Genomic DNA, 12,365 nt, shown 5'->3' with positions numbered 1-12,365 from the left:
GGGGCCCGCCATGACACGATCCGCGCCAACCAACGAGTGAAACCTCTCAAACCACTGAAACCACTTCCGCCACTGTGGCTTCAGTGGTCCCGTCTCGCGGATTGTTGTCGGTGCCCAGCGGTACTATTCAAACATGCGTTCGAGTAGCCGGGAAGAGATCGACGAGGTCTTCGACGGGCTGTCCGCATACCTCAAACGCGCCCAGGACCTGTGCTTTGACGGGCTGACCACTCCCGAGCGGCTGACCCTGCTGCAGCGCACCGAAACGCTGCGCCGCCAGCTGCCCGCCGTCGAACATCCGCTGATCAACCAGCTCGGCGAGCAGGCCGACGAAGCCGAGCTGGGTGGCAAGCTGGCGTTTGCGTTGGCGGAGCGGTTGCAGATCACCCGTGCGGACGCCTCGCGGCGTATCGGTGAGGCCGCCGATCTGGGGCCGCGCCGCGCCATCACCGGCGAACCGTTGGAGCCGCTGCTGCCCGCGACGGCCGAGGCGCAGCGTGCCGGACGTATCGGGGCCGGGCATGTGGCGGTGATCCGCAGCTTTTTTCACCGGCTGCCCGACGCGGTGGATGTAGAGACCCGCCAGCGCGCCGAAGCCCACCTAGCGCAGCTGGCCGGCGAGCATCGCCCCGATGACTTGAGCAAGTTGGCCGACCGACTCACCGACTGTCTGAACCCTGACGGCGATTTCACTGACAATGATCGGGCACGGCGGCGCGGCCTGATCTTGGGTAAACAAGACGTCGATGGGATGAGCCCGATCACCGGATATCTGACCCCCGAGGCCCGCGCCACCCTCGACGCGGTGTTGGCCAAGCTGGCCGCTCCGGGCATGTGCAACCCCGACGACCCCGCCCCATGTGTGAGCGGCACCCCGTCGCAGGAGGCGATCGAGCGCGACACCCGCAGCACCGGCCAACGCAACCACGACGCGCTCAACGCTGCCTGTCGCGCGCTGTTGGCGTCGGGTGAGTTGGGCCAACACAACGGCCTACCGGCCACCATCATCGTCTCCACCACCCTCCAAGAACTCGAAGCCGGCGTCGGCAAAGCCCTCACCGGCGGCGGCACCCTGCTACCCATGATCGACGTGATTCGGCTGGCCGCCCACGCTCATCACTACCTGTCGATTTTCGACAACGGCAAAGCCATCGGGCTTTACCACACCAAACGCCTGGCCTCCCCCGGTCAGCGCATCGTGCTCTACGCCAAGGACCGCGGCTGCACGTTCCCCAACTGCGATGTGCCCGGCTACCTCACCGAAGTCCACCATGTCACCGACTACGCCCAATGCCGCGAAACCGACATCGACGATCTCACCCTGGCCTGCGGACCGCACCACAAACTGGTCACCTCCGGCGGCTGGAAAACCCGCAAACTCAAAAACGGTGATACCCAATGGATTCCACCATCCCACCTGGACCACGGCCAACCGAGAACTAACAGATTTCACCACCCCGAAAGACTGCTCCGGGCAGACGACGATGAGGTGCCGTAGCCAGCGCCGAACTAGGGTTGCGGGCTCGGCCGCGGCAAGCATAGGGTTCGAATACCCAATGCATTACTGGTCGGCATTGTGTTCGGAGCAGCGTGATGACCCAAACTCGCCAACGGGAACCTCGCATCGTGATCATCGGGGCCGGCATGGCGGGGATCGCCGCCGCCCACACCTTCAAGCAAGCTGGCTTCAATGACTTCGTGATCCTCGAAAAGGGTTCCGACGTCGGCGGGGTTTGGCATTGGAACCGCTACCCCGGGTTGCGATGCGACATACCGTCATACGCCTACCAATTCGCATTTTTGCCGAAACCCGACTGGAAGCATGTATGGGCCACCGGCGAGGAGATCCAGCAATACCACCGCGATGTCCTCGAGCGCCTCCAACTCGACCAACAGGTGAAATTGGGATGCGAGGTCACTTCGGCGATCTTCGTCGGCAACCGATGGCGGGTGTCCACGGCCGGCGGTGATGAGATCGACGCCGACTTCGTCGTGGCCGCTACCGGCGTCCTGCACCACCCGTTCATCCCGGACATTCCTGGCTTGGACTCCTTCACCGGACCCGTTATCCACACAGCCCGTTGGACCGACACCGATACTGTGGACAAACGTATCGCGGTGATCGGCACCGGATCGACCGGCGTTCAAGTCTTTTCCGCGCTGCAACCCGACGCGGCACAGATCACTCATTTTGCACGCACGCCTCAGTGGGTGACCTGGATGCCGATGCGACTGCGCCAACCACGCCTAGTCGGCCGGCTGCTGCGGGCACTACCGCGCTTTGAGCGAACGGTCGACTGGGCGCAGCGCCTCGGCTCCGACCAATTCGTCGACTTAGTGACCCGGCAGACTTGGCGGCGACGACTGGCCCAAGGCTATGCGCGGTTGTGTCTTCGGGTGTTGGTGCGGGACAAGGACCTTCGTGCCCGACTCACCCCTGAATATCAACCATTCTGCAAGAGGCAGGTGGTTTCCGGCGACTACTACCGACGGATCTGCCGCCCCAACGCTCGTTTCGTGAGTGAGCCCATCACCGAGATCACCGAGACCGGCCTACGAACTGCGGACGGTGTCCAGCACGACCTCGACGTCATCGTGTTGGCCACCGGCTTCCAGGCGCACAACTACATGCGCCCGATGAACCTGCGCGGCCGCGATGGACTGTCCATCGACGACGCGTGGGAAAAGGGCCCCCGCGCCTGGGCGATGACGGCGATCCCCGGATTCCCCAACCTATTTACGGTCATGGGCCCCAACTCACCGACCGGCGTGATGTCAATGCAACTCGTCGCCGAATTGACGGCCCGCTACATCATTGAATGGCTGCGGCGATTCCGCGTCGGAGAAATCGTGACGGTTGAAGTCACCGAGGAAGCCACCAACCGGTTCGCCGACGACGTCACCGAAGCGATGGTGCCGACCGTGTGGAATTCTGGTTGCAACTCTTGGTATTTCGCCGATGACAACCACATCGACCTCTGGCCGTTCACCCGCAGACGCCTCACTGGCATGTTGACCCGGCTCCGCGACGAGGATTACCTCACCACGTGACGGCGGCTAGTGCACTTCCTCCGGCTGCTCCAGCACGACGTACCTCGGGTCGACCATTGACACCGGCCCGTTGCCGCTCTGCCGCGCTTTCCCGGTGATGCGCAACAGTTGTCCCGGCTGGATGTCGGCGCCTCCTCCCCCGGGACGGAACGTGACGCGGACGTCGCCGCTGTCGTCACCGACTACGATCCACCGCAACGTCCGTCGCCGCTTGGCGATGTCTTCGACCTGGCTGACCCGTCCTTCGATGGTGGCGCGTTGCCCGGGAATCAAGCCCTCCACGGCGATCACCGCCGACGGCCGCTCCGGATGCTCGTAGTCGTCGACATTCTGTTGCTCACCGCGTGACACCCGCGCCTGCAGCTTGTCGACCTCGCGCGCGATGCGCTGCTCGAGCGAGTCAGGAAAGGCGTCCCTGATCCGGGATTGCACGTCGTAGGGGACGATCGTCGCGGCCGCGTCCGGGATGCGGCTGACGGCCCGGGCGATCTTGTCGGCGGTGCGGTCGTGCAGCAGTCGTCCCAGCAGCGGCGCGTACGTGCGGCGCGGCAACAGCACCGTCACGTTGGTATCGGGGTGTTCGTTGCCGGCTTTGGCAACCAGTACCTGTGCGGCGCGGGTGATCTGCCGGTCCGGGCAGTCCACCACCCGCAGCCGGGTGTCGAGATCGAAGTGTTCCCACCGTTTGCGTAACTGCGCGGCAAGAGCAGCGTCGACCATGAAATGTACCGCGATCAGCTCGTCGGACCGCAATCCCCGGCCATATCGCAGCGCCTCGATGACCGCAAGGTCGACGGAGTTCACGAAGACGAACACCCGGTGACGGGCGTATTTGACCAATTCCGGTCGGTCGGTGCGAAACATCTCGAGAATGGCTGCCTCGGCGCGGTATTCGCGGTTCAGACGGGTCAACGCGAACACCAGCAGTGGGAAGACCACCACCACCATCCAGGCGCCCTCGGTGAATTTCGCCACCGCAAAGATGCCCACCACCACTGTCGACAGGATTCCCGCGGAAAGATTGATCGCCAACTTATGACGCCAACCGGTCTGCCGGTGCGTCAGGTGGTGCTTGGTCATTCCGTAGCCGGCCATCGAGAACCCGGTGAACACCCCGATCGCGTAAAACGGCACCAGCGCGTTGACCGAACCGCCGGTCACGATCAGCAGCGCCACCGACAGCGCGGTGAGCGCGATGATGCCGTTGGAGAACACCAGACGGTGACCACGTTTCATCAGCTGACGCGGCAGAAAGCGGTCCTCGGCAACAAAACTGGCCAGCGCAGGGAAACCGTTGAAACTGCCGTTGGCGCCGGTGAACAGGATGGTGGCGGTCGCGGTCTGCACGAGCAGATATAGCCCGTGCCCGAGCAGTCCGTTGCCGAATACCGCACGAGCCACCTCCGAGAGCACCGACGGATACTCGTCAAGGTAGGGAGTGGCATGCGTGGCGTGGGCGAGATAGGCGACACCGGCCAGTAAGAAACCGAGGATGCAGGCCATGGCGGTGAGCACCCGGCGCGCGTTGTGGCCCTGCGGCTTACGAAAGACATTGACCGTGTTGGAGATCGCCTCCACCCCGGTCAACGATGATCCGCCGTTGGCGAACGCGCGTAGCAACACCAGAATCGTCGCACCCATCACCAGCCCGTTGGTGTGGTGGACCGGGACCGCCCCGGCAAGATGCTCAGAATCGTAAACGGGTAATCCCCAGAAGATCTTTCGCACCACACCGGTGACAATCGTCAGCGTGATCATGATCACGAAGGAGTAGGTGGCCACCGCGAACGGCCGTCCTGCTTCCCGCAATCCGCGCAGATTCGCATAACAGATGGCGATCACCACGCCGACAGTGATTTCCAGGCTGTAGGGGCCAAGGGACGGGATCGCCGAGACCACCGCAACCGTCCCCGCCGCTGACTGCACCGCGACCGTGACCACATAGTCGATCAGCAGTGCAGCGGCGGCGACCTGGGCGACCCGTGGACTGAAGTTCTCCCGGGCCACCACGTAGGAGCCGCCGGCCCGGGTGTAGGCCATCACCACCTGGCGATAGGACGCGGCCACCAACACCAGTATCAGCAGGATGACGCCGGTGATCGGGAGCAACAGCACGAAGGCGGCCAGTCCGGCATGCGGCAGCAGCTCCACCAGGATCTGCTCTGGCCCGTAGGCGGTCGACGAGATCGCGTCGGGTGAAAGAGCGCCGAGCGCAACGGGATTCGATAGCCGCTCGGAGCTCAGCTCCTCGGTGATCAAGGGTTTGCCGAGGAAGAGACGCTTGCCCACGTCGCCGATCGACAGCGGGATGCGCAGCGGGCGAGCCGGTGTCGTCACGTGACCAGGGCGCCATCGACGAGTTCGTCGAACCGCTCGATCGCCTCGTCTCCCTCGGCGTCGATTCCTCGCAGCGGGCCGCGGTCGGCCAAATAGCGCTGGGCGTACAACCGGGCGACCAGCGCTTTGCGTTCCGCCCCACGGGATTCCCGCTCCCAGGCTGCCTGCTCGACGAGCAGGGCGCCCGCGTAGACGTCGCCCATGAACTGGGTGAGCGGGAACAGCCGTGCTTCGGCCACCCCGCCGTCCAGTTTGGTCCAGGCGGTGATCGCCGCGTCGAGGTCCTCCACACGGCGTGATACCAACCGCGTCGTGTCGTCGTCGTCCGATACCGACACCGCATCGTGCAGCCGCTCGAGCAGCGGCGTCTGCGCTTCGATGCGCTCGATGCCGCGCCGCACGTCCAGGCACAGGATATTGTCCGGGCCCTCCCAGATGGTGTTGACCTGTGCGTCGCGCAGCAGCCGTGCCACCGGCCAGGACTCGATATAGCCGTTGCCACCGTGGATTTCGATCGCATCCGAGGCCATGGTGATGCCGAGCCGGCAAACCTTGAGCTTGGTGACGGGCACCGCGATGCGCTGACGCACCGGTCTGGGCTGGCGATGGTTGACGGCGCCGGTGCCGTCGAAAACCATCGCCTGGGCGGCTTCGACGTCGACGATCATCTCGGCCAGCTTGCGGCGCATCAACGGCTTGTCGATGAGCGCGTCGCCGAACGCCTGTCTTCGCCGGGCATAACAGAGTGACTCGACCAGCGCGCGGCGGGCGTTGCCGACCGCAAACAAGGCGATGCCCAGCCGCGCGGCATTGGTCAGCTCCATCATCCGGCCGAGCCCCTTGCCGTCGTGCGAGCCTTCGCCGGGCGGTTCGCCGGAGAGCAAAAACGCTTCGGCGTCGACGAACTCGACCTCACCGGAGGCCACCGAGCGGGTGCCGAGCTTGTCCTTCAGTCGGCGGATGCGCACGCCGTTGCGCGACCCGTCGCGCCGCGTCCGCAACACCAGGAAGGTGGCCACCCCACGACTGGAGTCGGGCGCCCCTTCGGGTTTGGCCAATACGACGAAGACCTGGCCGTCGCAATTGGATGCGAACCACTTGAACCCGTTGAGCAGCCAGCTGTCGCCGCTGGTGCGCCGAGCCGTCGTCTCCAGCGCGCCGAGGTCCGAGCCGCCGGTGCGCTCGGTCAACAGTTGCGCGGTCTCGCCCTCCCACTCGCCGGTCTCGAATTTGGCCAGCACGTGCTCGCGCACGTCGGCCGGCGCGTACGCCGCGACCAGTGACTTGACCATGCCGCCGCCGGTGCCCAGCGCACAGCCCATCCCGATGTCCGCCTGGTTGAGCAGATAGTTGGCCGCGAACAACGGCAGCGACGGGTTGACACCGGCTTTTCGGGCGTCGTCTTTGAGAGCCTGGTTCGCGTCCAGGACCGCGCGTTTGGACTCGGTGAACGACGTCGGCTGGAGCACGTTGCTGACGTCATGTCCCCAACGGTCGTAACGCTCGAGCCGCGCCGGGTTGCGGTCGGTCTCCTCTGCCCACCGCGCCACCGGTCCGCCCATCAGTTCGCCGATGCGTGTCAGGTGCTTTTCGGCGACGGCCAATGCATCGGGCTGCAGGTAAGAGGCCATGGTGAACTGCAGGCTCGGATCGGTTTTGTACCAGTTGAGCCCGACGGCTCCTCGGTAGTTCTCCGTGCGGTACCGGTCGGACTTCTCGGGCGTGGCGAACGGCAACCGGTCCACGGCCTCCAGGTCGTACTGGGTCATGGTGTGACGGTATTACACGGCGCTGGAATTGAGCCTCGCAACAGCCAAGAGCTGATAGCCTCCGCCACGATCCCTCGACGTGACTAAAGAGGCTGCTGTGGTGAAACAGTCGTATCCGGTCAAGGCTGCCGGAGCGGTCATCGGTGCGCTGATCGTGATCGGCCTTATGACGCTCGGCAACGCCTCCAGTCCGCCAGTGCTGGCGCTGCCGTCGACGCAGGTGCCGTCGCCCGTTCCGAACCGGCCCGCGGGGGCTCCTGGTGTCGAGGCAGACACCTCGGCGAAGCTCGACTCGTTGGCCATCAAGGGGCGTGCACCCAAGACCGGCTACAACCGCGACCTGTTCGGGCAGCGGTGGAGCGACGACGTGACGGTGGCCGACGGCCACAACGGCTGCGACACCCGAAACGACATGCTGCGCCGCGACTTGATGGACAGCACGATCAAACCGGGAACGCACGGATGCGTCGTGCTGGCCGGGACGCTGAACGATCCCTACACCGGCACGACGATCGCGTTCCAACGTGGCCAGGACACCTCCCGGCAGGTGCAGATCGATCACATCGTGGCGTTGTCGGATGCGTGGCAGAAGGGCGCCCAGCAATGGGACGAGGACAAGCGCCGCAACTTCGCCAACGACCCGCGCAACCTTCAGGCCACCGACGGGCCGGCCAACGAGCAGAAAGGCGACGGCGACGCGGCAACGTGGTTGCCACCCAACAAGTCCTACCGGTGCACCTACGTGTCGCGGATCGTCGACGTCAAAGCCGCCTACGGGGTCTGGGTCACCCAGGCAGAGCACGATGCCATGGACCGGATTCTGGCGAGCTGCGATGGGTCCGTCGACGCAACCTCGATCGCCCCAGTTGCGCCCGCGGCTGCACCGTCGTCGGTCTATTACCCGAACTGTAAAGCCGCCCGGGCCGCCGGCGCGGCGCCGTTACACATCGGCGAACCGGGATATCGGCCGGGGCTCGACGGCGACAGCGACGGCGTCGCCTGCGAGTAGCGGGCTGGGCCTAACCCAGCCGCGCAACCGCGGCGGCGATCCGTTCATCGGTGGCGGTGAGCGCCACCCGCACATGGCGGGTGCCGCCGCGGCCGTAGAACTCGCCGGGTGCGACGAGGATGCCGCGCTCTGCCAGCCATGCCACGGTGTCCCGGCACGGCTCGCCGCGGGTCACCCACAGATACAGCCCGGCCTCGGAATGGTCGACGGTGAAGCCGGCCGAGCGGAACGCGGGCAGCAGCGCGCTGCGCCGACGCTGGTAGCAGTCGCGCTGCTCGCGCTCGTGACCGTCGTCGTCGAGCGCCGCGACCATCGCCGCCTGCACGGGCGTGGGCACCATCATCCCGGCATGTTTGCGCACGGCCAGCAGTTCGCCGACCACCAGCGGGTCTCCTGCGACGAAACCGGCCCGGTAACCGGCCAGCGAGGAACTCTTGGACAGCGAATGCAGCGCCAGGAGACCGGTGTGGTCGCCGTCGCACACCGACGGATGAAGAATCGACAGTGGCGCGGCGTCCCAGCCCAGACCGAGGTAGCACTCGTCGGACGCCACCAGCGCGCCGCGTTCACGGGCCCACTCGACGACGGTCCGCAGCTGGTCTGCTCCGAGCACCCGGCCGGTGGGGTTGCTCGGCGAGTTCACATACACCAGCGCCGGCGACTGCGAGCCCAGTTGAAACACCGAATCAGCGTGCAGCACTTCCGTCCCGGCCAGCCGGGCACCGACGTCGTAGGTGGGATAGGCCAGCTCGGGCACCACCACCAAATCGGCTGCGCCCAACCCCAACAGCGTCGGCAGCCACGAGATGAGCTCTTTGGTGCCGATCACCGGCAGCACGCCCGCCTCGGTCAATCCGGTGACGCCGAAGCGGCGGCTCAGCGCGTCGACGGCCGATCGCCGCAACCGGGGAGTGCCGGCAGTGGTGGGGTAGCCCGGCGCCGCGCTGGCCGCGGCCAAGGCCTCGCGGACCAGCGGCGCCACCGGGTCGACTGGGGTGCCGACGGACAGGTCGACGATGCCGCCGGGGTGAGCGTTGGCCAGCGCGCGCGCTTCATCGAGGGTGTCCCAGGGGAACACCGGCAACGACGCCGACACCGGCCGCCGGCGAGTGATCTCGCTCAGGCGTCCTCGCCCTGTGGCGGCAGATCTTTGACCACCTGCGGGTCGTTCTCGGTCATGCCGACCTTGGCCGCACCGCCCGGTGATCCGAGCTCCTCGAAGAAGTCGGCGTTGAGCTGCGTGTAGTTACTCCACTGCTCGGGCACATCGTCTTCGTAGTAGATGGCCTCGACGGGGCAGACCGGCTCGCAGGCGCCGCAGTCCACGCATTCGTCAGGGTGGATGTACAGCATCCGGGCACCCTCATAGATGCAGTCGACCGGACACTCCTCGACGCATGCCTTGTCTTTGATGTCGACGCAGGGCTCGGCGATCGTGTACGTCACGAAGGTCTCCTCCATGTGCTGTTCAATGACGCGGACCTGTTGGTTACTGATACTAGACGTTGCATATACAAAGCAACTTACCGCCACCCACTATGCGCCTAGGTGCAGTGCAACTAGTTGCATATTGAGGCCTGTCGCTCCTATGCTGCCCGAGTGGCATTGCCGCACGCGATCCTGGTGTCTCTGTCCGAACAGTCCGGCTCCGGCTACGAGTTGGCGCGCCGATTCGAGCGCTCGATCGGGTATTTCTGGACCGCCACCCATCAGCAGATCTACCGCACCCTGCGGGCGATGGAGGACGACGGCTGGGTGCGCGTGACGCCGGTGGCCCAGCAGGGGCGGCCGGACAAGAAGGTTTACACGGTCTCCGATGCCGGACGCGCAGAATTGGCCCGCTGGATCGCCGAACCGCTGGCGGGGCGGGGCAGTGCGTTGTCCGACACCCGAACCCGTGATGTCGCCGTCAAACTGCGCGGCGCGGCCTATGGCGACGTGTCGGCGCTGCGGGCCCAGATCGCAGCGCTGCGCGCCGAGCATGCCGAATTATTGGACACCTACCGCGGATTCGAGAAATCCCAGTTTCCCGATCCGTCCGCGTTACGCGGCACCGCACTTCATCAGTACCTGGTGCTGCGCGGCGGCATCCGCGCCGAGGAGAGCGCGATCGATTGGCTCGACGAGGTGACGAAAGCGCTATGACGTATCCAAACCTGTTGTCTCCGTTGGATCTCGGCTTCACGACGCTGCACAACCGGGTCGTCATGGGATCGATGCACACCGGGCTGGAAGACCGGTCGCACCACATAGACCGGCTCGCCGAGTACTTCGCCGAGCGCGCCCGCGGCGGTGTCGGCCTGATCGTCACCGGCGGTTACGCACCCAACCGGACCGGGTGGTTGCTGCCGTTCGCCTCGGAGTTGGTTTCCTCTGCGCAGGCACGCCGCCACCGTCGCATCACCAGTGCCGTGCATGACGCCGGCGGCAAGATCCTGCTGCAGATCCTGCACGCCGGACGCTATGCGTATCACCCACTGTCGGTGAGCGCTTCGTCGATCAAAGCGCCGATCAATCCGTTTCGGCCACGTGCGTTATCGTCCCGCGCCGTCCAGAGCACGATCGCAGACTTTGTCCGCTGCGCTGCGTTGGCGCGCGAAGCCGGTTACGACGGCGTGGAAATCATGGGCAGCGAAGGCTATCTGGTCAACCAGTTCCTGGCGCCACGGACCAACAAGCGCACCGACGACTGGGGCGGCACACCGGAGAAGCGCCGCCGCTTCCCGGTGGAGATCGTCCGCCAGACCCGCGCAGCCGTCGGCCCCGATTTCATCCTCTGCTACCGCATGTCGCTGGCCGACTACGTCGAGGACGGCCAGAGTTGGGACGAAACCCTCGCGCTGGCAACCGAAGTCGAAGCCGCTGGCGCTACTCTGATCAATTCCGGTTTCGGCTGGCACGAGGCGCGGATACCGACGATCGTCACCTCGGTGCCGGCCGGCGCGTTCGTCGACATCAGCCATGCCCTCGCCGGACACGTCAGTATTCCGGTGGTGGCCTCCAACCGGATCAACATGCCGCAGGCCGCCGAGCAGATCCTGGCCGACACTGACGTCGCACTGATCTCGATGGCGCGACCGCTGCTGAGCGACCCGGAGTGGGTGCTCAAAGCCGCTGCCGATCGCGCCGACGAGATCAACACCTGCATCGCGTGCAACCAAGCATGTCTGGATCACGCGTTCGTGCACAAAAAGGTGTCGTGCCTGCTGAATCCGCGAGCCGGCCACGAGACACAGTTGGTGCTGTCGCCGACGCGGCACGCCCGCTCGGTGGCGGTCGTCGGGGCCGGCCCGGCCGGGCTGGCCACCGCCGTCAACGCCGCGCAGCGCGGCCACGCCGTCACTTTGTTCGAGGCCGGTGCCGTTATTGGCGGCCAATTCGACCTCGCCCGGCGGATTCCCGGCAAGGAAGAATTCAACGAAAGCATCCGGTATTTCAGGGCAATGCTGGACCGGCACGGCGTCACGGTGCGGCTGCGCACCCGGGTGTCGGCCGACGAATTGGCCGGCTATGACGACGTCGTACTGGCTACCGGGGTGGCGCCGCGGGTCCCGGCGATCCCCGGCATCGACCATCCGATGGTGCTGACGTATGCCGAGGCCATCAGCGGCGCAAAACCGGTCGGCAAGCGCGTCGCGGTGATCGGCGCCGGCGGTGTCGGCTTCGACGTCAGCGAATTTCTGGTCACCGATTGCTCGCCCACGCTCAACCTCAAGGACTGGAAGGCCGAATGGGGTGTGGCCGACCCGCACGACGGCCGCGGCGGGTTGACCACGCCGATTCCTGCGCCGCCGGCGCGCGAGGTCTACCTGCTGCAGCGCAGCAAGGGCCCGCAGGGCAAAGGGCTGGGCAAGACCAGTGGTTGGGTCCACCGAGCGTCGCTGAAATCCAAAGGCGTGCACCAACTCTGCGAGGTCAACTACGAACGCATCACCGACGATGGCCTGCATATCAGCTTCGGGCCGAACCGGCGGCGCCCACAGCTGCTCGCGGTGGACAATGTCGTCGTTTGCGCGGGCCAGGAGCCGGTACGTGACCTCGAAGAGGGGCTGCGGGACCGCGGCGTGGACCCGCACATCATCGGCGGGGCAGCCCTGGCCGTCGAGCTGGATGCCAAGCGCGCGATCCGCCAGGGCACCGAGCTGGCCGCGCGGTTGTAGCCCCGCCTCTGCCGCGAGCGTGCGTGTCCCCGTACGACG

General features: G+C 65.8%; 9 protein-coding genes. 5 read left to right on the top strand and 4 right to left on the bottom strand.

Annotated features, from left to right (window positions below; genetic code table 11):
* The first annotated feature begins 133 nt into the window (after positions 1-133).
* On the top strand, positions 134-1,498 hold the full coding sequence (locus tag AC5Y5W_RS23645; protein ID WP_500013543.1) for an HNH endonuclease signature motif containing protein: 1,365 nt from the start codon (positions 134-136) through the stop codon (positions 1,496-1,498).
* Positions 1,499-1,593: 95 nt separating this feature from the next.
* Complete coding sequence (locus AC5Y5W_RS23640) at positions 1,594-3,051, top strand: flavin-containing monooxygenase (RefSeq protein ID WP_500013545.1); 1,458 nt, start codon at positions 1,594-1,596, stop codon at positions 3,049-3,051.
* Positions 3,052-3,057: 6 nt separating this feature from the next.
* Here the strand turns inward: AC5Y5W_RS23640 and AC5Y5W_RS23635 are convergent, their stop codons facing one another.
* Both AC5Y5W_RS23635 and AC5Y5W_RS23630 read right to left on the bottom strand, forming a co-directional pair.
* Positions 3,058-5,388 carry an APC family permease gene (locus AC5Y5W_RS23635; RefSeq protein ID WP_500013547.1) on the bottom strand — a complete coding sequence of 777 codons (2,331 nt, stop codon included), beginning with the start codon at positions 5,386-5,388 and terminating at the stop codon, positions 3,058-3,060.
* Entirely contained in the window at positions 5,385-7,157 is a 1,773-nt protein-coding gene (locus tag AC5Y5W_RS23630) for an acyl-CoA dehydrogenase family protein (protein WP_500013549.1), read from the bottom strand. The genes AC5Y5W_RS23635 and AC5Y5W_RS23630 overlap by 4 nt, the downstream gene beginning before the upstream one ends.
* 166 nt (positions 7,158-7,323) lie before the next feature.
* Between AC5Y5W_RS23630 and AC5Y5W_RS23625 the strand changes: the two genes are divergently transcribed.
* Positions 7,324-8,166, top strand: a complete 843-nt coding sequence (locus AC5Y5W_RS23625) for a GmrSD restriction endonuclease domain-containing protein (protein ID WP_500013563.1) — start codon at positions 7,324-7,326, stop codon at positions 8,164-8,166.
* 10 nt (positions 8,167-8,176) lie between these two features.
* Here AC5Y5W_RS23625 and dapC read toward each other — a convergent pair whose 3' ends face one another.
* Entirely contained in the window at positions 8,177-9,262 is a 1,086-nt protein-coding gene (gene dapC, locus AC5Y5W_RS23620) for a succinyldiaminopimelate transaminase (protein WP_500013551.1), read from the bottom strand.
* A 23-nt stretch (positions 9,263-9,285) separates the two neighbouring features.
* Positions 9,286-9,612 (bottom strand): ferredoxin, encoded by a 327-nt coding sequence (gene fdxA / locus AC5Y5W_RS23615; RefSeq protein WP_500013553.1) that lies wholly within the window; start codon positions 9,610-9,612, stop codon positions 9,286-9,288.
* A gap of 153 nt (positions 9,613-9,765) precedes the next feature.
* Here fdxA and AC5Y5W_RS23610 point away from each other — a divergent pair, with 153 nt between their 5' ends.
* Both AC5Y5W_RS23610 and AC5Y5W_RS23605 read left to right on the top strand, forming a co-directional pair.
* Positions 9,766-10,311 carry a PadR family transcriptional regulator gene (locus AC5Y5W_RS23610; protein ID WP_500013555.1) on the top strand — a complete coding sequence of 182 codons (546 nt, stop codon included), beginning with the start codon at positions 9,766-9,768 and terminating at the stop codon, positions 10,309-10,311.
* Positions 10,308-12,326 carry an oxidoreductase gene (locus AC5Y5W_RS23605; RefSeq protein WP_500013557.1) on the top strand — a complete coding sequence of 673 codons (2,019 nt, stop codon included), beginning with the start codon at positions 10,308-10,310 and terminating at the stop codon, positions 12,324-12,326. Before AC5Y5W_RS23610 ends, AC5Y5W_RS23605 begins: the two co-directional genes overlap by 4 nt.
* Positions 12,327-12,365: the final 39 nt, after the last annotated feature.

Source organism: Mycobacterium sp. NGS51 (genome assembly GCF_059812525.1).
This window is presented reverse-complemented; position numbering and strand designations above follow the sequence as displayed.